Source organism: Rickettsia massiliae MTU5, from assembly GCF_000016625.1.
Classification (GTDB): Bacteria; Pseudomonadota; Alphaproteobacteria; order Rickettsiales; family Rickettsiaceae; genus Rickettsia; species Rickettsia rickettsii.
Window position 1 is genome coordinate 743,622 of the sequence record NC_009900.1, and the last position, 23,528, is coordinate 767,149.

Genomic DNA, 23,528 nt, shown 5'->3' on the forward strand with positions numbered 1-23,528 from the left:
AAGTGTTGACAGATCATTTGACATATGGCAACGAAATTGGTCTGGCATAGCTCCATTTTTTAGCTTTCCGGAAGACATTAGAAAAGCGATTTACACTACTAATGCTATTGAATCCACTAACCGTCAAATTCGTAAAATTATTAAAAATAAAGGAGTGTCATTGTCAATCAGAAAGGGACCAGTAAATTACGTCAAAAAGGTGAAAATTCAAGGACTAAGTAGAACAAAACCTATAAATTTTCTGCCCAAATTTCATTGGGTGTTTTATAACCAAAAATCTTTCTTGGCATGTTATTTAAAATCTCAGCAACATTGTCAAGACCTCTTTGTGTAACGGTTGTAATATCTGTATTTTTAGGTAAAATTCTATGAATCATAGAATTCATTTTTTCCACTAATGCTTTTTGTCTAGGGCGGTATGGATCACAAAAGAAAGTTTGAAACCCAGATAGTCTATAGGCAACATGCCCTACAAACTCTTTGCCATTATCCATAGTAATAGTCTTTCTCACACTATTTGGAAGAGTTTTTATCTTTCTTAAGAAACCAGTGGTAACTGTTTTAGCTCTCTTGGAGTTATTCAGCACTAAAATAATCTTTTGACTCTTTTTATCCACCAGTGCACCAATATTCATACTTTGATTACCTTTATGAAATGTAAGATCTGCCTCAAAATGCCCTACTTCTACCTTTTTCATAGCTATTGCATCACGCTGATCTATTGAGATCCTTTGTGGTATAATGATCCTTTGACGCCTCTTCCCTCTTTCTTGCCTTTTATATCTTTTAGAAGGTAAATAGCTATATAACTTTAATTTAGCTGCTACTGCAGAAGTGTAAACAAATCTATATATACTTTCTGTACTGATATACAAAGCGGTATTTTGGTCTAGTTTTAACTTTCCGGCTATAGCATCCGGCGACCATTTCTTACGAATCATAGCATTTTTAATATAATCTAACAACATAGGGTTCTTTTCTATTTTTAATAACTCTTGCTGATACATCCTGTTTTCGTATTTTTCCTGAGCAACACAAGGCATATACTTATCTTTTACCTTATTTCTTTTTAGCTCCATACTAATAGTGCTTTTAGACCTCGTAAGATGTTGCGCTATCTTGTTAATACTGACTCCTAGGTCATACATTCTTTTTATCTCATATCTCTCTTCTCGAGATAAGTGTCTATATTTTCTGTTCATCATTACCTATTTAAAATCTTATTATTTTAAATAGGTTCTGTTCTACTTACTTATAGTATTTTCAAGGGACCAACTTACTTAAAATTTTTTATGCCATATTACCTCCAGATTTAGATTTATTAATACGATAACTTTTGCCTTTGATGATTAATATATGAGCATGTGTAGTAGTTGACATTTGATCTTACATTTAATGTAAATAATGTATTAACAAATACAGATAAAAAAATGGAAGGTCACAATGAACTTAAATCAAAAAATAATAAAGCCAAAATTAGGATTACTTGAATTAGCTAAGAGCCTTGGTAGCATATCATCAGCATGTAAAGCGATGGGCTATAGTAGAGATAGTTATTACAGATTTAAAGAACTGTATGAAACTGGTGGTGAAGAGGCATTGTATGAAATTAGTCGAAGAAAGCCAATAATAGCGAATAGAGTTGATCCAGCGATAGAGAAAGCAGTAATGGATATGGCAATAGAATATCCAGCATATGGTCAGCTAAGAGTATCAAATGAGCTTAAGAAGAGGGGTATACTTGTATCACCTGGAGGAGTGAGATCAATTTGGTTACGTAATGATTTAAACAATATCAGTAAAAGGCTTAAAGCATTAGAAGCAAAGATGGCTCAGGATGGTATTGTTCTTACTGAAGCTCAATTACAAGTGCTAGAGAAGCGTCGTAATGAAAAAGAAGCTGATGGAGAAATTGAGACGCAGCATCCAGGGTATCTAGGATGCCAGGATACATACTATGTAGGCAATTTTAAGGGTATAGGTAAGGTTTATTCTCAGGTATTTATTGATAGCTACAGCAGAGTAGCTGATGCTAAACTATATACTGATAAAACAGCTCTAACTGCTGCTGATATGCTTAATGACCGAGTGTTACCATGGTATGAGACTCAAGGGATACCAATACTTCGTATTCTTACAGATCGTGGGTCAGAATATAAGGGAAATATAGAGCATCATGCTTTTGAGTTGTTTCTAAGTATCGAAGGTATAGAGCATACTACTACTAAAGCATATTCTCCTCAAACAAACGGTATGTGTGAGCGTTTTAACAAAACCATGAAACAAGAATTCTTTGATACAGCTATGCGGAAAAAGATTTATACAGATCTTGATGACCTACAATTAGATCTTGATATCTGGCTAGAGTATTTCAATAATGAAAGACCTCATTCTGGTAAATATTGTTACGGAAAAACTCCTATGCAAACTTTTAAGGATAGTAAGAAATTAGCTGTTGAAAAGAATAATGAAATCTTGTATCTTGAATATATATCTGACAGTCAAAATTTAACTGACAATCAGGTGCAAAATTTATAGTGTCTGTAAGATTAAATCTTGACTTCTACAGATTTATTTTCATACCGTTTGGCAATAATATTAAAAAAGTCATCCACCGAATGTTTTGGTAACTGCTTAAATCCTAACTCATCAAAAATTAATAAATCAAAAGACAGTAATTGTTTAACTTTTTTATGATAGCTATTATCTGCTCTAGCGATATGCAAATTATAAAGCATATCTGATACTGTAGTAAAATAAACAGAGTATTCTCGTGCTAAAGCTTTTAATGCTAGCCCAATAGCTAGATGAGTTTTACCAGTTCCTGAGTCACCAATTAGTATTATATTTTCCTTAGCATTAATATAGCTGCACGTGGATAGATCATTTATTACTCCGGCATCAATACTTGGTTGAAAGCTAAAATCAAACTCTTCTAGATTCTTGGTTGCTGGTAATTTAGCAGCAATTCTACGGCGACGATAGTTATTGTCCTTACGGTTGGATTTTTCATCTTCACATAATAGCGATAGAAATTCTTTAAATCCTAGCTTATTATTTTGTGCATAGACAAGCCTGTCATTCAGACTGTTAACTATTCCTGATAATCTAAAGTTTCGTAAATCATTAAGCAAGTTCTGCATATGTGCCCCCAAACTCCGATAATGGTAAGTTTACTGCATTACTGTTTAAGATATTTTTAATTTTAGAGTAAGAACTTATACCGTAATGTAATGCTCTATGACAGGCTTTATCTATTAATTCGTCACTATAGACCTTACGCAAAGAAATGATACCTCGTGCACAACGTTGCCAATCCTTACTGTGACTTTGTTGTAATGATTCTAATAACACTTAGCATTACCCATAAGTAAAAAAAATAGTAGGAAGATAACTATAAACTGTCAGGACTTCCGCAAAAATGCAGATATGGTAAGAAAAGGTATAATTAGTTCAATTATGAGAAAATTTATAAAACCTTGATAGTATAAAGTTCACTTAAAATTTTGGTATCAATAAGCTTGTTGCTAAAAAGCAATGATTTTAATATTTTTCGGAAGTCCTGACTGTAATAGAATACACTTTTTAACTAAAATTAAAGGTGTAATATGGAAGCAACAGATTTATGTTGGATAGAGCAAGAATTTGGTGATATAAGTTTTAGAGATATGAGATTGGTGAAACGTTTTAAGTATATTTTTAAAAAATTTATGCAACAAGCTCAATCAAATATTTCTTCATGTTTTGAAAGTTGGTCATCGATAAAAGCCTGTTACAGATTTTTTAGCAATAAAAAAATTAAAGCATATGCAATCCTTAAGAATCATATAATTAGTACAGTTGATAATAGAATAAGGAATGAGCATGAAAAAATTTTAGTGATACATGACACTACTTACATTGAGTATAAAAATAGAGTAAAAAACGATAGCTTGGACAGAGTGTTTCGAGCACAAAAAGGTAAAGATGGAAGTTTAGGTCTGATATTACATAACAGCTTAGCATTAAATGAATCAGGTGTTCCACTTGGATTATTGAATCAAAAATTCGTTAGACGAGCAACTATCAACCATTTTGAGAGAGGCATGTTAACTAAACAGTATGTGCATACAAAGCCAATTCAGGAGAAAGAAAGTTATCGATGGATTGAAGCGATTAGAGATATTAACAATCTAAATATAGTAGATAAAGAAATAGTACACATTGCTGATAGAGAAGCGGATATTTATGAGATGTATAAATATTGTGATGAAAAAAATATAAAGTTTTTAATTCGTGCAAAAGAAAACAGAGCTATCAATAAGCAGAAAAGGAGAGAAAAACCAAAATATAAACTGTTTGATTATTTTCACTCATTACCAGAAATGTTAAAAACAAGTATTAAATTTCAAATTAATAAAGATGTAAAATATAGAGAGGCAACTTTATCCATTTCGTTTGCCGAATTTACCCTTCCACCACCACCAAGTAGAACATGCAATAAGGATGGTAAGGAGTTAGCAAATTTAAAGTTATGGGGCATAATAGCAAAAGAAGATAATCCTCCTGAGGGAGCAGAAGCTATAAATTGGCTTTTGATTAGTAATATTAAAGTTAATACAACAGATGAAGCTATAGAAAAAGTCAATTGGTATACTCGAAGATGGAGCATAGAAATTTTTCATAAAATACTTAAGTCTGGCTGCTCTGTTGAAGCAGCACAATTACGAGAGCGAGAAAGATTAATAAAGTATATTACTATGAAAAGTATAGTAGCATGGAGAATTTTTTGGTTATCCAGAAAATTTAATAACGATCAAAATGCTAGTTGTAGTCAAGTATTGACTCCTTTAGAACAGAAGTTGTTATTTAAAAGGTTTAATAATGGTGCTAATCCACCTAAAGAGTTATCAGCTAAAGAAGCAATTAAATTGATTGCTAAATTGGGTGGGTATATTGGTAGAAACCGTGATCATCCACCTGGTATTATAAGCTTATGGCGTGGGTGGACTAGGTTGATGAATATGGTTAGTGATTACAAGATTTTAGTTGGAATAGAGATATAGAAACTTATGGGTAATGCTAAGCCTTTACCAGACGCTTACTTTAATAATAGGATCTGTTCTAAAGGAAATCTTTCCAAATAAGCATACGCATGTATGCAACTTATACAATCCTAGGCCTAACATAAATCATGAAAATAATTAACTTCTGCTATTAATTCTGAGAATATAGCGACGTTATTTTCATGGTTAATATGCTCTTGAAAATTATTATTTTCTTCTTTTTTATCCTGTAAACTTATTTTTTCTTGATTTTCTTCGGATAACATATTATATGTCATGTCTCTTACATTGCTTATAATTTTTACTATATCTTTTTCTAATCTAATGTCTGATAAACCATCTGCTATATTTTTTATTAGAATCAATGATATATCTACACATGTACTAGAATTAACTTGTTGCAAACCAGAATAAAGAATATTTACTTTAATTCCCGAATCTATAATATCCTTCATTATTTCTTCTAAACTATCACTAAATTCTGATTTAGTACTAAGTGGGTCAATTATTGATATAATGTCATCCTTTTTCAAAAAAACTGCAGCATGAGCATTATTATCTCCTTTAATTAGTAAAATACTTAAATATTGATTATAATGTGATATCACTCTTTTAATACTTATTGTATCAAGTACTGGATCAATTTGTAGCCCTAATTCTCGCATTAATTGTATATTATATTTTATAGACTCTAAATCCATTCCTTTACCTTCTTTATAAATTACTCCACCAATATCCTCATAATTCTTATAATTCTTGATTAAATCTTTTAAATCATTGAGAATTTTTGCTCCTTTTTTTCCATTATTGAATATATTACTTAGATCATTATATAGTTGTTCTACATCATCATCATCTATTTCTGTATCACATACCAAAGATTTCAATAAGATATCACATATTTTTTTAAAAGCCTCAGGAGCTTTAGCTCCAGCACCGTTTAACATACTAGATATATTAGGCATTATTTTCTTTTCTACAAAGAACTGTAAATAGGTTTGCTCTCCATTAGGTATGGTAGTACTTAGCATATCATGTAAAGCTTTTAAAGCCTCAGGAGCTTTAGCTCCAGCACCGTTTAACATACTAGATATATTAGGCATTATTTTCTTTTCTACGAAGAACTGTAAATAGGTTTGCTTTCCATTATCTTTGATAGGATTACTTAATACTGTGATTAAGGCTTTTAAAGCCTCAGGAGCTTTAGCTCCAGCACCGTGTAACATACTAGATATATTAGGCATTATTTTCTTTTCTACGAAGAACTGTAAATAGGTTTGCTTTCCATTATCTTTGATAGGATTACTTAATACTGTGATTAAGGCTTTTAAAGCCTCAGGAGCTTTAGCTCCAGCACCGTTTAACATACTAGATATATTAGGCATTATTTTCTTTTCTACAAAGAACTGTAAATAGGTTTGCTCTCCATTAGGTATGGTAGTACTTAGCATATCATGTAAAGCTTTTAAAGCCTCAGGAGCTTTAGCTCCAGCACCACATAACATACTAGATATATTAGGCATTATTTTCTTTTCTACAAAGAACTGTAAATAGGTTTGCTCTCCATTAGGTATGGTAGTACTTAGCATATCATGTAAAGCTTTTAAAGCCTCAGGAGCTTTAGCTCCAGCACCACATAACATACTAGATATATTAGGCATTATTTTCTTTTCTACAAAGAACTGTAAATAGGTTTGCTCTCCATTAGGTATGGTAGTACTTAGCATATCATGTAAAGCTTTTAAAGCCTCAGGAGCTTTAGCTCCAGCACCGTGTAACATACTAGATATATTAGGCATTATTTTCTTTTCTACAAAGAACTGTAAATAGGTTTGCTCTCCATTAGGTATAGTAGTACTTAGCATATCATGTAAAGCTTTTAAAGCCTCAGGAGCTTTAGCTCCAGCACCACATAACATACTAGATATATTAGGCATTATTTTCTTTTCTACAAAGAACTGTAAATAGGTTTGCTCTCCATTAGGTATGGTAGTACTTAGCATATCATGTAAAGCTTTTAAAGCCTCAGGAGCTTTAGCTCCAGCACCACATAACATACTAGATATATTAGGCATTATTTTCTTTTCTACAAAGAACTGTAAATAGGTTTGCTCTCCATTAGGTATGGTAGTACTTAGCATATCATGTAAAGCTTTTAAAGCCTCAGGAGCTTTAGCTCCAGCACCGTGTAACATACTAGATATATTAGGTATTATTTTCTTTTCTACAAAGAACTGTAAATAGGTTTGCTCTCCATTAGGTATGGTAGTACTTAGCATATCATGTAAAGCTTTTAAAGCCTCAGGAGCTTTAGCTCCAGCACCGTTTAACATACTAGATATATTAGGCATTATTTTCTTTTCTACAAAGAACTGTAAATAGGTTTGCTCTCCATTAGGTATGGTAGTACTTAGCATATCATGTAAAGCTTTTAAAGCCTCAGGAGCTTTATCTCCAGCACCACATAACATACTAGATATATTAGGCATTATTTTCTTTTCTACAAAGAACTGTAAATAGGTTTGCTCTCCATTAGGTATGGTAGTACTTAGCATATCATGTAAAGCTTTTAAAGCCTCAGGAGCTTTAGCTCCAGCACCACATAACATACTAGATATATTAGGCATTATTTTCTTTTCTACAAAGAACTGTAAATAGGTTTGCTCTCCATTAGGTATGGTAGTACTTAGCATATCATGTAAAGCTTTTAAAGCCTCAGGAGCTTTAGCTCCAGCACCGTGTAACATACTAGATATATTAGGCATTATTTTCTTTTCTACAAAGAACTGTAAATAGGTTTGCTCTCCATTAGGTATGGTAGTACTTAGCATATCATGTAAAGCTTTTAAAGCCTCAGGAGCTTTATCTCCAGCACCACATAACATACTAGATATATTAGGCATTATTTTCTTTTCTACAAAGAACTGTAAATAGGTTTGCTCTCCATTAGGTATGGTAGTACTTAGCATATCATGTAAAGCTTTTAAAGCCTCAGGAGCTTTATCTCCAGCACCGTGTAACATACTAGATATATTAGGCATTATTTTCTTTTCTACAAAGAACTGTAAATAGGTTTGCTCTCCATTAGGTATGGTAGTACTTAGCATATCATGTAAAGCTTTTAAAGCCTCAGGAGCTTTAGCTCCAGCACCGTGTAACATACTAGATATATTAGGCATTATTTTCTTTTCTACAAAGAACTGTAAATAGGTTTGCTCTCCATTAGGTATAGTAGTACTTAGCATATCATGTAAAGCTTTTAAAGCCTCAGGAGCTTTAGCTCCAGCACCACATAACATACTAGATATATTAGGCATTATTTTCTTTTCTACAAAGAACTGTAAATAGGTTTGCTCTCCATTAGGTATGGTAGTACTTAGCATATCATGTAAAGCTTTTAAAGCCTCAGGAGCTTTATCTCCAGCACCACATAACATACTAGATATATTAGGCATTATTTTCTTTTTTACAAAGAACTGTAAATAGGTTTGCTTTCCATTAGGTATGGTAGTACTTAGCATATCATGTAAAGCTTTTAAAGCCTCAGGAGCTTTATCTCCAGCACCACATAACATACTAGATATATTAGGCATTATTTTCTTTTTTACAAAGAACTGTAAATAGGTTTGCTTTCCATTAGGTATGGTAGTACTTAGCATATCATGTAAAGCTTTTAAAGCCTCAGGAGCTTTAGCTCCAGCACCACATAACATACTAGATATATTAGGCATTATTTTCTTTTTTACAAAGAACTGTAAATAGGTTTGCTTTCCATTAGGTATGGTAGTACTTAGCATATCATGTAAAGCTTTTAAAGCCTCAGGAGCTTTAGCTCCAGCACCACATAACATACTAGATATACTACATAATACTGTCCTATCTTCTGTAAAATACTTTAATAAATTTGTTTTTTGTCCATCTTTGTTAAATAAAATATTATAAAATTCTTTAAAAATCTTTTTAACATTTGCTCCTGTATTACTTAAAATACTGGATACATGATGTTCAATTTTATTTTGATGAAAAACATTAAACATAGTATTTCCTTCTTCTGTCTTCAAAAAATCCCTTAAATCTCTAAAATTACATATTCCTGTATCACCGACTATAGCATTAACAAATGCATTCTTGATTCTATTATCGATACTATGTATAGATTGATTTGCTATTTTATTACTTTTTTCTGTAATAAAATTCTCCCAATTATTATTTGAAATATCGTGATTTCTATCATATGATACCAACCAACTTAATAAAGCTTTTTGCAATGTGGTATAATTAATATTGAGGTCATAGTATGGCTTCATTTCTAACTTAATAATGCTACTTAGTTCTATGCTATTAGGTTGATTAACTGCTAATACCAATTTATTAAATAGTTGCTTATATATCTTTTTCAGTTTAATAAAATCTGTCTTATTCTTTAATTGTTCTAAAATTTCTTGTCTTGCTTCCTGTGACAATTGATAAAAACCAGATTCTTCTGACTTATTATTTATATACAAATAATTTTTTAAAGTTTGATATTCTGAATTTTCAATATCTATTACATGCAAATTCTTTTCTTCTATCTCTTTTATATTAATATAATAAACAATATCTTTATCTTTGACATTATTCTGTGCTGTTTTAATCAGAGCATTAAAGTACTTTGTAATACTAGCAATTACCTCATCCCAGGATACTGGTTCAATGGTGGATTTTATGTGTATATAAGTAGTTTTACTTGCATCATGAAGATATATATCATTCAAACGGTGAGGTTGATTTTCTTTAATCTCTATACGTAATTCATCAGATGGATGTACTATAAATCCCCGACATAAGAGAAATGTACATAGTGTAAATCTATATTGTGTTGTAGCTATTAAAGCATTACACCAATAATGCTTACTATATTGTTCTGTTAAATCATTATCTTGTGGTAATTTGTTTTCTTTAAAAAATTCTTTTACATTTTTTTCTGTAATATAGTACCCTTTACTCTGTGCTGCCCAAGAAAATATATTGTCTTGTAAGATATTGTAACTATCTTTACTCAATTCATTATTTTGAACCATTTCACTTTCAATAACATCTATAAGTTCTCGTACATTAGGTTGATTAACTGCTAATATTAGTTTATCTAAAAAACTATCTTTTAACTTTTTATCATGATCAGGACATTTTAATAATTTTAAAATTTTGCCTTTTGATTCCTGTGATAATTTATAAAAGCCTTGTTTTTTATTAATATTCGAAGCATTCTTTATGTATAAAAGGTCTCGTAAAATTTTATATTCTTCTCCATCAATGTTTTTCTTATCAACTTTAATATTATAATGTTCTAAAAAAAAACTTTTTAATATATCTTTTTTTGTATCAAGATTTGCGTTAGTGTAAATAATCAAATATTCTGCATCTGAAAGTTTTCCATTATTTATTTCTTTGACAAAAAACTCAAAGTACCTTTGAATAGAAAACATTGCAGTATGTTGCCGTTTTCCTTTAGGGAATAATTTAGTGCTACCAATACTATTATATGCTTCCTCTACATCTATATATTTGGCCTGTATATAAATACCCTTGTTTTGACTTTGATAACGAATCGTTATATCATCAAATTTACCAGTACTAACTTCTTCAGTTGCTAATAAAAAATCATGTTGATGGCTTACACGATTCAAGATTAACATTAATAATTCCAGCTGATATAAAACTCCAAGTGAAATACAGCTTTTTCGTATAGAATCATTTGCTGCTTGATCGTTATTCTGATCGCATGTAGAATTATCTAATGTATTATCTACTTCATCATCCAGAGTTATCAATGAATCTGTACTAGGCAGTTTTCTTCTTACTAAATTATCTGGAGGATTGTATACTTGCTTAAATAATTCAGGGTAATGAGCTTTAACATAAGCTGAGTTATAAATAATCTTAGCACAAGATATTGCATGGGCCTTGCTAAAAACACTACTACTTGCTTTCTGTAATTCAGTAAATAACTGATCTGCTTGATCTGTAAAAATATTTGCCTTTTTAATATATTGTTTCTTTTCATCTTTACCTATTTTTTTATCTTTTAAATCTTTGAGGAATTGATAAGTATTTTTAACATTTACTCCAAAATATCTATTAGCAGCTTGCATAATTTGTTCTTTGAACAAGATTACCCCTTTAGTTGATGAAAACACACTTAAGGGATCAATAAGTGAGCTAAGTTGTTTGCCAGCTAAAATATTTATATTTGTATTACGTATCTGAGGAATGGATCTATTCACTGCTAATAGATTTACCAAATCATTAAAACATGTGGGATGTAGTTCCTTACATACTTTACCCATTTTACTGATTTGAAATAGATTTTGCACATCACCATTTGCTATTAACTGATAAGTTTTTGCATCATTAAGACTATCTCTTTTTGTTACATCTGTTTGTTGTTTACAAACTTGGTTAAATTTATACAATTCTTTAGAAGACAACAAATCGAACTTTATAAACCCTTTTATATCTGTACATTTATTATAATCAGTAAAATTTCCATTCTTAATTGCTAAATTACTATTAACTGGCTTTATACCAATTGCACTTTGATGCAGCGAATTATTTTTCTTCATCATCCAACCAGCTCTACCTTGATAAGCATGCGTTATTAAATAATTACATATAATATGTCTTTGTTCACTATCTATATAAAAATCAAAGTCTGGTTGACGATCATCACTTAAAAACACCTCAAACAATAATTGATGCTCAATTGGATTTATTGTATGGATGTTTAACGCTTTAGCTACCAACGAACTATTAGCTGATCCTATCAGTTGATATCTAATATCAAAATATTGACAAATTTTTACTATATTTGCTGCTATTAAAAAATTTTCTGCGTAATCAAATTGTTTGATAATATTTAATTCTTCAGTTAAACGCTTTTGGTATTCTTCTGTATTACTGTTACTATTTGTTGAATTCTTGTTCACCTCTTGGGATAGGATATTATTTAAATCGGCTGAATTTTTGTATTTAATTACTGGTACTTTATTATAATCAATATCTTGGTTAGATTGCTTGCTTTTTTTGAAGTGTCGTGTAGAGGTTTTAGTGTTAGTAAAATCATTTTCTTTAACATTAATCTGAATCACATTTTCTTGAATGTTATATACTTTTTTCTGGGGAATATTTTCTTGCTCTAAGAGGAATTTTCTTTTTCTAGGTGAAGATGTATTTTTTATATGATCATTCACATTATGATCTGGAATTACTCTATCTACATCAGCATACTTTATGCTTTTTGCTATATTATCTTTATTACATATAGAAAGATGTTTCAGTCCTTTAGTAGATTTTATCTCCTCGACAATTGTAAGATCATCTACTTCAGCAGATAAATTAAATGAATCTCCTATTCCTGAATCATTATTTATATTAAAAGGTATGTTGTGTTGTAAATCATTATAATAAAAATTATAATGATTATTTTCTAATGATAATGTTATTGTAATATTAGATTTAACTTTTAACGGAGTCTGCTTTCCAGTATCCTTATTATATTCATTCAACTGGGATGGGTATTTTTGACCAGTTGGTTCTACATTAATATTAATATCTAATAAGTGTGCTAATGCATTTAAACCTTTCTCTTCTCCCCAAAATTCGTCACTAATGACATTATCATTATTATATTGAGCATTTTGCATTATTTGTGCCCATTCATTATGCATCTTATCTTTTTTTGTAGGAGTTCCATGTATATTTGGTCTGACTTTAACTTCTTCATATGCCCTTTTACGTAATTCTTGTATAAGTGCCCCAATAGTTTCATTACTATTTATAGTTTCATTCCTATTTATAGTATTTAAGCTTTCTAACTTTAGATAATTACAATATTGTTTTACTTCTTCTATATTATGCCTTGGGAGTATCTTACTACATCGTGTTGCAAACTCCTTAATATCATTTTTTACCGGAAGTAAATAGCCAAAGAAAATAGACCAAAAAAGACAATTACCATCTCCAGGCACATCGTACTTTTTACCTAAATTTTCCTTTGTAGTTTGACCTTTGTGTTGTTCTTGATTTTGACTATTTAACAGGATTATTTTATCATCAATTGCATTTTGTTTAGATTTATCATGATCAATAAAGAATAATTTCTTTGTATTAGGTGTAGTACGAGGAGTGCTAGTTACTAAATCAGTCTTCCATGTAACTACACTATCTTGAGGACGATCTGAATCGGTATAGCGTGGTCTTTTTATTGTATAATAGATTGGAGAGTCACTTAACTTGCAATCCAAATTAGAAGTACTAAAGTCCTGAAAACTAGTATCATATACTCTCTTCATAGGTGTAATATTAGTAATGCCAGAAATAACTAATTCTGAATTATCTGCTAATGAGTGTTTGCGTAACTTTTTTACTTCTGGCCCTTCTTGCTCAGATCCTTGTTTTCTCTTTAGTATTTTTGGGGATATATTTTGATTAGCAGAGTTTCTAAGTTTTAGCTTATATGGCATGTGGACTCCTTAAATATTAAATATAAAACATTAGAATATAAACGTTGTAATCTTCTAGGGTTTTTAAACATAGCAAATTGTTTTAAATGTTATAGTAGCATTACTAATTTTACTGTTATCTTCAATTGTAAACTAACTAGCAGCTTCTGATAGTTCTTTTGCTATTAATTTATCATTTAACTTAATTTCCTTCTCACTACGTTTTAAGAAATCAAAAATAGAAATTAATTTACGCAAAATTGAACTATTACATATAAATCTGTTTTGTAAATTTATATTTATTGACTTAATTCTAAAATTCATTTGACTCCTAAAATTTATTAAGTATTCATGAATGTAAACAGTAAATACTTGAATAATAATAAAACTAGATCTACATATGGATAGTATCATTAAACAAAGATTAAAATTAGAACACAAGAAAGCTCGCATTATTACTGCAGAAGGAAAACTTAAGATTCAAGAAAGAAAAGCTCGCACGCGTCGTTTAATAGAAATAGGTGGTTTAGTGGTTAAAGCAAAGCTAGATAATTTGCCTAATAATGCTTTATTTGGGGCTCTGATTTCTTTAAGCAATGAACTAACGCAATCTCCAAATGTGCAAACTCAATGGATAAAAACTGGCAAAGATATTTTTGATCAAAAATTATAGGATAGGTGTTTATTATCTTAATTTATCAGAATGCAGTTTGTAATAATAGTTTGTTTTGTAAGATCCTATAATTGAATATCACGTTCCAACAATGTTGTTCTAATTGCTTAGCAACCTCAGGTATTTTTAAGTAAGCAGCTAAAGCTAAAAATATTTGCAGAGTTTCAGAGGTTGTTTGCCAAATCTTGTCAAGAGACTTAGCTCTGACTGTTTGCATATTATGCAGTCTATCAAATAACTTAATTAGTAATAAATCATCCTTCTTTTGGATATATAATATCTTAACCATTTCTACGGCACTAATCTTATAATCTTTCTTAATTCTGGTTAAATCTTCAACTTGATTGGCAATTTTGTGACCAAATTCTTTTATAATAATTTCTTTAGTAAGTAACGTATCTTCAATACAATCATGCAATATGCTAGTTACTATGATATCCGTTCTAAATAAATAATCAGATACCATATAGGCAACTTCTAAAGTATGAGTGTAAAATAATTCTCCAGTTTTTCGTTTTTGTCCAGCATGATATTTTTTGGCATAGTAAATAGCCTTAGCAACTTGATCAAAATCTATCTTATTTGTTGCATATTTATTTAGTAGTAAAAGTTTTTGTAATAATCTTTCACTATAATAACAATTTAAAGACTCCTCATATTTACAATTAACTTGATTTTTAACCATATTTTGTCATTCTGTACTCATCCCTTTAGTTTAGTTAACTAAACTAATAATAGTCAAGATATTTTTACTACAGCATGGTTACCAGGACTATAGTTTTATAGATATTGAAGTAAAGTCTTGTAAATATTTATTTTACAAGACTTTAAGTTATTTAGTAATTATTGATGATATATAGGCAACGTTACCGGTATATTACATGTAACAGTAGTACTCTTACCTTGTTCGCTTTCTACCTCAATATCTCCATGCATTTTATGGATAAGTCTTTTAACAAAGCTAAGTCCTAATTTTAATCCTTTATACCCAGTTGCAGAATCAAATTCAGTATTCTTATCTCTAATATATCGCTGTATTTCTTCAGGCATACCAATACCTGTATCATGGATGATAAGTTGTAGTACCATCTCCTTATTATCTTCTTCTATAGTAGTAGGAAATAGATTGATTGTCACAATAACTTTGCCTTCTTTAGTAAATTTAACTGAATTAGCTACTAATTGTTCTAATATTGCCTTTATCCAGTAACTATCTCCAATAATAATCTTAGCTATATCGTACTGAAAATTACAAAAAAGATCTAAACCTTTATCCTTAGCTTCTGGTATAATTTTATCAACAGTTTCATTTACTAATTGCTCTAGATCGAAAGCTTGTAGATCTATGGGAACTAATTTAGTATCTTGTTGCAGCAAATTAACAAGATTATGAGAATAATCTAATAGTCCCCTAGCACAATCTATGACAATATTAGATAAGGAATTCTTCTTATTAGAATCTGTTTCTACTCCATAAAGTGTAAGTAGCTCAGAGAGCATTTCATTACATGATATATCTAATTTATTACTAATATTTTTAATTAAATCTATCTTAAATATATTAGATTCTTTTAGTTCATGCTTTGCTTTTTGTAATTCTTGCTCTAATTCTTGATGTTTGCCTGTAAAACTATATTCCTGGTCAGATGGTATTAATGTGACAGATATAGGAGATAATTGTAATATCCAAGCTTGCTGCATCATATTTTCAGCTTTATTATTATCTTTTTGTTGATTTGTATTATTAATTATCATAGTATCTCCTTGCTGTTGTAAGTTAAAAAAAAACAGCTCAGAGGTTAAGGTGATAAAATTTTGCTGTTTTAAACTTAACCTCTGAACTAGAGTTGCACCATGCAGCTCTCACAAGGACAGATATCCTAACTATTCCATGAAGTACAGAGGATTTGAGAGCTTTTTTGACAAATTTTGCATAATCTAACAAAGAGCTGTAAAAAAGAGACAGAGCTAAATTGTATTGTTTGTTAGCTCAACTCTTTATCTATTACATACAAATCAAAACTAGCATTAATGATGCTACAGAAAACACCAAGAATTCCTTGAAAATCTCTTGTAATACAGTATTTTGCTGGCATTTAAGCCTATTTTATACTATAATTATAGTATAAATATTTTAATCATAATTTCATGTCAGTAAATAATTCAAACAAGGCACAACCATTCTTACAATGGGTTGGTGGTAAAAGAAAAATTACCGATCAATTAATTAAGTTTCTTCCATCACTACTAAATAATTACTATGAACCATTCCTTGGAGGTGGTGCTTTATTTTTTCAAGTTAGAGATAAATTTAAACAATGCTATTTATCTGATATTAATCTAGAGCTAGTAACTAGCTATAACGCGGTTAAGAGGAATCCAGATAAGGTCAGTAAACTATTAGACTCCTATAAAGAAAAACACTCTAAAGAACATTATTATCAAGTTAGCAGTAATAATGATAGTAACGATCCAGCAAAAATTACTGCAAGATTTATCTATCTTAATAGATATTCATTTAAAGGCATTTACCGGATTAATGTTGATGGAAAGCCAGCTCAAACTTTCTCTGGTAGGAATTATAGTAAATCTGATATTGCTTCTCGATTAAAACAGTGTAGTCAGCTTTTAGCTGGCACATCTATTTGTGCTATGGATTTTTCTTTCATTGAACCACAAAAAGATGATTTTGTTTATTTTGATCCTCCTTATCATAAATCAGGTGAGAAGTTTTATACCAGATTACCCTTTGATGAAAATGAGCAAACGAGACTTAAAGATTTTGCTCTAGAGCTCAATGATAAAAATGTTAAAATAATGATTTCTAATAGTAATACTCCCTTTATTAGAAACTTATATAAAAATTTTAATATTAGTATTATTAAGGTTAAATATTCTATGCCTGAACATAATAAAACGTCCGATGAGGTAATAATAACCAATTACTAAGAGCCTGTCTTGAAAATATAATGCTCTAATTAAAGTAGTACTGAAACATGTCACTTTAGAACTATTGTATGTCTAAAAATTTTACATGTTAAAAAAAAATGACTATTTCTTTATATAGATTTTAAACTGCTTATTATGAATTAGAGTGTTATTTTTATTATTAATCCACTTTCAAGACAGGCTCTAAGAAATAGATTTAAAGAATTAAACTACTATAACTAATCTGTACTAAATACTTGCTCTTTATTCTCTATCTGAATCAGGGTTTTGGTTAGTTTTAAATTTTATCAATTCAAAATTAAAGCCTTGGGCTGCAAAAGCTTCCTTTAGATCTTGCATGTAATGGTTTCTAACATAGTAATCATTAAAAGCCGTTGTTGATTTAAGGATTACCTTTTTGTTGACTATATCTTCCTCTACCACTACTAATTTACTTAATACCCCAAAATCAATATATTGGTTATAACGTTCAATAAGAAATTTCCTCACTTTATACCATACTGAATCAGGATTTAATTGTCTGCTAAGCTGCAATAGATAATTTTGTTGTGCATCTTCAGTGTTATGCTGATTAGTTGCAAGCTCAGCAAATGGTATGATTTGTAACTGCCCAATATTACTGCCATAGATCATTCGTACTTGCTGTAGTATTTTATTTTTGCTATGTTCTGAAAGTATAATAGTTTTAAGCAGTTTTATTTGATACCTATTACCTACTACCCCAATAAATGAGCAGGAGCTTAGTAATTCATAAGCTGTATCAGGATCAAAAACACCGACGATTTTACGTTTTAGCTGAGCTTGTTTGCTGGTATCAGTGCTACGTTCTATTTTATCTAGATATTGCTCCTGAACTTTATGCACATCGCTAGATTTAAACTGAAACTGCTGACAATTAGCTTGAGTAGTTTCTCTTAGTTCATGAGCTAAAGCCTTAGCCATATAATTTAAAAACACTTTTTTATGACCAAAATGGTGTTCTGGGTATTGTGCTGCTAGTTTTAATAAGAGCTTGTTAATAAAAGTAAGATTAAATTCTCGATTTGATTTTATCTGTAATAAATCAGCCTCTTCTTGGGTTAAGGGATGAAAATCTGTTAATTTTTTCCTTTTGAACCAGCCCTTATGATTAACGGCATTAATTGCTGCATTATTGCTATTTGATGCTGTAGAGTCATGTTTTTTAGAAATGTTATCAATAACTGCTTGTAATGCAGTATTAATCCGTGTAGCACCTGTTGTGATATTAGCACTAGATGAACTGGTATTATCAGCTTGTTGTTGATCGTTGCTTGAGCTTATTGCCTTAAATTGTAAATTTGTTTCAAGTTGTTGTTCTTGTAATTGACCTTGGTTATTGTGATTAGATGCATTTTTTTCATTTTGAAAAATTATAGATTCCCTAGATCTAGATTTATTAGATATATTTTTATTATTATCTATATATATGTACTGGTCCAAACTTTTTTGGGGTTGAGGCAAAATTTCTTTGGGTTTGACCCCAAAGTTTTTTGGAGTTGGTGGAAAATTTTTTTCATGTTCATGGGTAATTTTCTGAGAAAATGGTTGGAAATTTCTAGCCAGCTTAATACAAGGAGTATTACGGCATTTAATGCCATATTTAACTATTGTTGCTTTATAAAATTCGATAAAGCCACTCTTTTTTAATTCAAGTAAGCATTGTCTTACACGCTCTTGACATACTCCTAGAGAATCCTCAAAGAAATGATAGGTTTCCTGAAGTTCGTCAATACTGTTGTTATAGTAGATTTGCAAGCGGAAGACTATAAGAGATAGGAGTTGTCTTGAGGTTTTACTTAAAATTTTACCATTACGAGAGGAAAGAGTACTCCATTCAGGTGGAATAAAATTACCGACAAAATTGTAGAAGATAGTGGGATTATTATCACTCTCATTATGGATTACACAATCAGGAGTGAAATGTGAGCAGCATATAGTGTGCATAAGACCTCAACTTAAACATCAGTTTAGAAGAGGCAATCAAGGGGATAATAACACCATTTTTAAAAATGCGATGAGCATATAAGCAGCATACGGAGTATGAAGCTAAAATTAACAGATTATGAAAAGCCTGGAGATAAGGTGGTGGGCGATAGAGGATTCGAACCTCTTACCTTTACGACGTCAACGTAATGCTCTAACCAACTGAGCTAATCACCCTTATAATTTTTTTAATCTTTATGTAGTTTTGGCTTTATCGAATTATGGACCTATTATGGACCTTATGATATTTACAATTAAGATAAGTGTCAATTGATTAGTTCAAGTTATATGTTAAAAAGATTATATTGATAAAAAATAGTTATATTGCATACATTTATTAAAAAAACAGAAAAAACTCCTAAAACAGCTATTTCAATAGCTAAAACTTAAGATTAAAGGAAGGTTTTAATGAAAAACTTTGATGAATTTAAAAAAGAGTTATTATCAAACCCTGAAGAAAAAAAAACTTATGAAGAACGAAAAATGGAATTTGAAATAGCAAGCACTTTAATAAAGGCTCGTCTTGCATCTGACTCAGGCGGATGTTGCTAAAAAAATGTCTACTTCTCAAGCTCAAATAGCAAGAATGGAAAGCGGACATCATATTCCTAATTTCTTAAGCCTTCAAAAATACGCTAAAGCTGTAAATCAAAAAATTAATTTGTTGATTACCCCATAGGGTGTACTACTAAATCTATATGTAGTTTTTAACCCTTGTTTTTTTACAAAAATTCATTAATGTACTAGATTTCAAGCTTTATTTCCATTATTTATAATATTTTATTATTTAGTCTATAATTTTATGGTGGATTTAAAAACTAAAGCCTTTGATATTTCTCAAAATTTCACTATTTCTCTTGACGGTCCTGCTGCTTCAGGTAAAGGGACTATCGGTTTAATACTGGCCAAGAAATTTTCTCTTAAATATTTTCAGTCAAGTATTGTTTATAGACAACTTGCGTTTGACTGTATTAGTCAAAAAATAGATGTCACTGATATAGATGCGGTAATTGCTTTATCTAAAGAATTAAAACTCGACAATAATTTTGACTTAGAGAATGAGAATATAGGAAATATAGCATCGCAAATTGCCGTAATAAGTGAAATTAGAAATAATCTAAACAAACACCTGATTAATCTAGTAAAAACAACACCTAGAATGATTATGGAGGGCAGGGATATAGGCACCGTTGTTGTACCTGACGCCGATTTAAAGATTTTTATAACCGCAAATCCTCAAATTAGGGCTGAAAGACGATATAAGCAGTTGCAAGCAAAAGGAAAAACATGTATACTCGATGAGATTTTACGGCAAATAATTTTGCGAGATAAAAGAGATAAAGAGCGAAAAGCTGCACCATTATTACCGGCTTCAGATGCTTTAATTATCGATACTTCAAAGCTTTCGGCTATGGAAGTCGTAGAAGAAGTAACAAATTATATAAAGAATAAAATAACTTGAAAAAGTGCTAGGTTATTTTATTCGATTTTATGGCGTTGTTGCATGACATAGAAGGCTTTTTTTAGTCATGCAAGAGCATCTAATTTTATTAACCTTTCAAAAAAATTTTATTAGCCTAGGCACTTTAGCTAATATTACGAGAAGAATATGTCAATAAAACTAAAACAACGATTTGTTCCACAACTTGCAGCAATGAATCACGAATTTGAAGAAGATTTCTCTAAAATGCTTGAAACCGTTGACACAAGTCATATAAAAGAAAAAACGGTAGTTAAAGGTCAAGTAATCGAAATAAAAAACGATATGATTATTGTTGACGTTGGATTAAAAAATGAAGGTAGAATACCTAAGTCTGAATTTTTAGCTTTACCTGAAGTTGGGGACGTAGTTGAAGTTTTCATCGAGAAAATTGAAGGACGTAACGGCAGAACGATATTGAGCCGTGAAAAAGCAGTTAAAGAAGAATTATGGGGACAACTAGAAATCATGTGTTCCAAGGGCGAATTTGTCGACGGTACGATTTTCGGTCGTGTAAAAGGAGGCTTTACCGTGGATTTATCCGGTGTAGTAGCATTCTTACCGGGAAGCCAAGTTGACGTTAGACCTATTAAAGATCCTACTTCTATAATGAATATCAAGCAACCGTTTAAAATTTTAAGTATGGATAAAAAGCTTGGTAATATAGTAGTTTCAAGAAGAGCTATTTTAGAAGAATCACGTTCCGAAGCTAGAGATGAGATGCTATCTAAAATTAAAGAAGGCATGGTATTAGAAGGAACCGTAAAAAATATTACTGATTACGGTGCGTTTATCGATCTTGGAAGTGTTGACGGTTTATTACATTTAACCGATATTTCTTGGGGAAGAGTTAACCATCCTTCAGAAGTGTTAGAATTTAACCAAAAGGTTAAAGTAATGGTTATTAAGTTTGATGAAAAAACCAAAAGAATATCACTCGGTATAAAACAACTTGATTCTAACCCATGGGAAGCAATTAAAGAAGAATTCCCCGTCGGTAAACAAATGACCGGTAAAGTTACAAATTTTGCTGATTACGGCGTATTTATAGAATTAAAAGACGGGCTTGAGGGACTTGTTCATTCAAGCGAAATTAGTTGGTTAAAATCTAATCAAAATCCTAGAAAAACACTAACTATAGGGCAAGAAGTAGAATTCGTAGTTTTAGAGGTCGATACTGAAAAGCATCGTGTTTCTTTAAGTATTAAACAATGCCAAGAAAATCCTTTAACAAAGTTCGCTGAAAATAATCCTGTCGGTACTATAATTAAAGCACCGATTAGAAATATTACGGATTTCGGTATTTTTGTTGCACTCGGTAATAATATGGACGGCATGATTCATGAAGGTGATATTAGCTGGGAAGATAAAGGAACGGATCTACTAAAATCATACAAAAAAGGTGACGAAATAGAATGCAAAGTTCTAGCCATTAATATTGAAAAAGAACAAGTTAGTTTAGGTATAAAACAATTGTCGCCGAATCCATATCACGAAATCAGTGATGAATATAAAAAAGGCACAATAGTTAAAGCCCTTATAACCGAAGTTAAAGATGAGGGACTCGCAGTATTATTAAACAATAAAGTAGCAGGTTTTATTAAAAGAACTGAACTATCGGATAAAAAAGACGAGCAGAAGCCTGAAATGTTTCACATAGACGAAGAAATAGAAGCAAAAGTTGTTTCTATCGAGAAATCAACCGGTAGAATTTTATTATCGGTAAAAGCTCATAAAATAGCAGAACGTCAAAAAGCTCTCAAAGAATATGGTTCTAGTGATAATACTACCAATATGGGAGATATACTTGCTAATGCTTTAGAAGATAAGAAGTAATAATCTATAAGTCATTGCGAGGAGAAACTGTAAGTTTCAACGAAGCAATCTCAGGAGTTCTATGCTACTTCATGAGATTGCCACGTCGGTTATTAAAATAACCTCCTCGTAATGATGAAAAACTATTTAATTCATCAATTTCAGGAGAAAATATTAATGTCGTATGTACCGATAGTAATTGAACCAACATCACGCGGTGAACGTGCTTATGATATATATTCAAGATTGCTAAAAGAACGTATAATCTTTGTATGTAGTACTGTTGAAGATCATATGGCAAACTTAATTGTTGCACAATTATTGTTTCTTGAAGCAGAAAATCCTAAAAAAGATATATATATATATATCAATTCCCCCGGAGGAGTTGTAACCGCAGGTCTTGCGATTTATGACACAATGCAATATATAAAACCTAAAGTGGCTACATTATGCATAGGTCAAGCTTGTTCTATGGGTTCACTTTTACTATGCGGGGGCGAGCAAGGGATGCGTTATAGTTTACCTCATAGTCGTATTATGATCCATCAACCGTCAGGAGGTTATAAAGGGCAAGCTACCGATATAGAAATCCACGCTCAAGAAACCCTAAAAATCAAAAGGTTACTTAACGAATTGTATAGTAAACATACTGGACAAGAGTTAAAACATATTGAAAAAAGTATGGAACGTGATAATTTCATGTCACCGGAAGAAGCAAAAAAATTTGGATTAGTAGATAATATAATTTCTTCTAGAGATGTTATCGCATTGTTAGCAAAATAAAGATTAAATGTTATAGATTTAGTTTTATTATTATAGTATAAGAGAATTAATTTGTTATAGTCAAGTCAGTGGGATTTGCACACCAGGAGCGAGGAGTTAAGCCTAACTAATAGGAGAACGACGAGTGACGATGCAGGCGAGTCCAAATCAATTGACTATATTGGGGTCATAGCTCAGTTGGTAGAGTGTTTGAATGGCATTCAAAAGGTCGGGGGTTCGACTCCCCCTGGCTCCACCATGTCTTATTGCTATTTCAATTTATAAATACTTCACACAGTAAACATATTATAAACTAAGGA

General features: G+C 30.8%; 16 protein-coding genes, 2 tRNA genes and 2 pseudogenes. 11 read left to right on the forward strand and 9 right to left on the reverse strand.

Annotated elements, in window-relative coordinates:
* Positions 1 to 25: 25 nt before the first annotated feature.
* Positions 26 to 154 (forward strand): annotated as a pseudogene (locus RMA_RS09355) (transposase); the annotation flags it as partial.
* 76 nt (positions 155 to 230) lie between these two features.
* Here the strand turns inward: RMA_RS09355 and RMA_RS03985 are convergent.
* Positions 231 to 1,205, reverse strand: coding sequence for an IS30 family transposase (locus tag RMA_RS03985; protein ID WP_012152864.1), 975 nt, complete (start codon positions 1,203 to 1,205; stop codon positions 231 to 233).
* Positions 1,206 to 1,443: 238 nt separating this feature from the next.
* On the opposite strand from RMA_RS03985, the gene RMA_RS03990 reads away from it, so the two are divergent.
* Complete coding sequence (locus tag RMA_RS03990; RefSeq protein ID WP_041404634.1) at positions 1,444 to 2,538, forward strand: IS481 family transposase; 1,095 nt, start codon at positions 1,444 to 1,446, stop codon at positions 2,536 to 2,538.
* Positions 2,539 to 2,549: 11 nt separating this feature from the next.
* On the opposite strand, the gene RMA_RS03995 is transcribed toward RMA_RS03990, so the two are convergent.
* Positions 2,550 to 3,143: an ATP-binding protein gene (locus RMA_RS03995; RefSeq protein ID WP_049749363.1), complete on the reverse strand. Its 594-nt coding sequence runs from the start codon at positions 3,141 to 3,143 to the stop codon at positions 2,550 to 2,552.
* Positions 3,127 to 3,285, reverse strand: coding sequence for a hypothetical protein (locus RMA_RS04000; protein ID WP_238375382.1), 159 nt, complete (start codon positions 3,283 to 3,285; stop codon positions 3,127 to 3,129). The genes RMA_RS03995 and RMA_RS04000 overlap by 17 nt, the downstream gene beginning before the upstream one ends.
* A gap of 323 nt (positions 3,286 to 3,608) precedes the next feature.
* Here RMA_RS04000 and RMA_RS04005 point away from each other — a divergent pair, with 323 nt between their 5' ends.
* Positions 3,609 to 5,045, forward strand: a complete 1,437-nt coding sequence (locus RMA_RS04005; protein WP_012152866.1) for an IS4 family transposase — start codon at positions 3,609 to 3,611, stop codon at positions 5,043 to 5,045.
* Positions 5,046 to 5,161: 116 nt separating this feature from the next.
* Here the strand turns inward: RMA_RS04005 and RMA_RS04010 are convergent, their stop codons facing one another.
* Both RMA_RS04010 and RMA_RS09895 read right to left on the reverse strand, forming a co-directional pair.
* On the reverse strand, positions 5,162 to 13,546 hold the full coding sequence (locus tag RMA_RS04010; protein ID WP_012152867.1) for a hypothetical protein: 8,385 nt from the start codon (positions 13,544 to 13,546) through the stop codon (positions 5,162 to 5,164).
* Between the two features lie 132 nt (positions 13,547 to 13,678).
* Positions 13,679 to 13,849 carry a hypothetical protein gene (locus RMA_RS09895; protein ID WP_187145872.1) on the reverse strand — a complete coding sequence of 57 codons (171 nt, stop codon included), beginning with the start codon at positions 13,847 to 13,849 and terminating at the stop codon, positions 13,679 to 13,681.
* A gap of 76 nt (positions 13,850 to 13,925) precedes the next feature.
* Here RMA_RS09895 and RMA_RS04015 point away from each other — a divergent pair, with 76 nt between their 5' ends.
* Positions 13,926 to 14,198, forward strand: a complete 273-nt coding sequence (locus RMA_RS04015) for a conjugal transfer protein TraD (protein ID WP_041404723.1) — start codon at positions 13,926 to 13,928, stop codon at positions 14,196 to 14,198.
* 25 nt (positions 14,199 to 14,223) lie between these two features.
* On the opposite strand, the gene RMA_RS04020 is transcribed toward RMA_RS04015, so the two are convergent.
* Positions 14,224 to 14,883 carry an HD domain-containing protein gene (locus RMA_RS04020; RefSeq protein WP_012152869.1) on the reverse strand — a complete coding sequence of 220 codons (660 nt, stop codon included), beginning with the start codon at positions 14,881 to 14,883 and terminating at the stop codon, positions 14,224 to 14,226.
* A gap of 158 nt (positions 14,884 to 15,041) precedes the next feature.
* The gene (locus RMA_RS04025) at positions 15,042 to 15,953 is read right to left on the reverse strand and encodes a sensor histidine kinase (protein WP_041404724.1); all 912 of its coding nucleotides are present in this window, start codon (positions 15,951 to 15,953) and stop codon (positions 15,042 to 15,044) included.
* A gap of 393 nt (positions 15,954 to 16,346) precedes the next feature.
* Here RMA_RS04025 and RMA_RS04030 point away from each other — a divergent pair, with 393 nt between their 5' ends.
* Positions 16,347 to 17,147 (forward strand): DNA adenine methylase, encoded by an 801-nt coding sequence (locus RMA_RS04030; protein WP_012152871.1) that lies wholly within the window; start codon positions 16,347 to 16,349, stop codon positions 17,145 to 17,147.
* 243 nt (positions 17,148 to 17,390) lie between these two features.
* Here the strand turns inward: RMA_RS04030 and RMA_RS04035 are convergent, their stop codons facing one another.
* Positions 17,391 to 19,112: a hypothetical protein gene (locus RMA_RS04035; protein ID WP_012152872.1), complete on the reverse strand. Its 1,722-nt coding sequence runs from the start codon at positions 19,110 to 19,112 to the stop codon at positions 17,391 to 17,393.
* A gap of 139 nt (positions 19,113 to 19,251) precedes the next feature.
* Positions 19,252 to 19,328: transfer RNA gene (locus tag RMA_RS04040), tRNA-Val, on the reverse strand.
* A 144-nt stretch (positions 19,329 to 19,472) separates the two neighbouring features.
* On the opposite strand from RMA_RS04040, the gene RMA_RS12270 reads away from it, so the two are divergent.
* From RMA_RS12270 to RMA_RS04065, 6 genes and pseudogenes are all read left to right on the forward strand, one after another.
* Positions 19,473 to 19,541: a type II toxin-antitoxin system RelE/ParE family toxin gene (locus RMA_RS12270; RefSeq protein WP_410176374.1), complete on the forward strand. Its 69-nt coding sequence runs from the start codon at positions 19,473 to 19,475 to the stop codon at positions 19,539 to 19,541.
* A gap of 18 nt (positions 19,542 to 19,559) precedes the next feature.
* A pseudogene (locus RMA_RS11990) lies at positions 19,560 to 19,830 on the forward strand (helix-turn-helix transcriptional regulator).
* A 123-nt stretch (positions 19,831 to 19,953) separates the two neighbouring features.
* The gene (cmk, locus tag RMA_RS04050; protein ID WP_041404725.1) at positions 19,954 to 20,613 is read left to right on the forward strand and encodes a (d)CMP kinase; all 660 of its coding nucleotides are present in this window, start codon (positions 19,954 to 19,956) and stop codon (positions 20,611 to 20,613) included.
* 147 nt (positions 20,614 to 20,760) lie between these two features.
* Positions 20,761 to 22,467, forward strand: coding sequence for a 30S ribosomal protein S1 (locus RMA_RS04055; protein ID WP_012152875.1), 1,707 nt, complete (start codon positions 20,761 to 20,763; stop codon positions 22,465 to 22,467).
* Between the two features lie 156 nt (positions 22,468 to 22,623).
* Positions 22,624 to 23,229, forward strand: a complete 606-nt coding sequence (gene clpP, locus RMA_RS04060; RefSeq protein ID WP_041405004.1) for an ATP-dependent Clp endopeptidase proteolytic subunit ClpP — start codon at positions 22,624 to 22,626, stop codon at positions 23,227 to 23,229.
* Positions 23,230 to 23,391: 162 nt separating this feature from the next.
* Positions 23,392 to 23,467: transfer RNA gene (locus RMA_RS04065), tRNA-Ala, on the forward strand.
* The last annotated feature ends 61 nt before the right edge of the window (positions 23,468 to 23,528 follow it).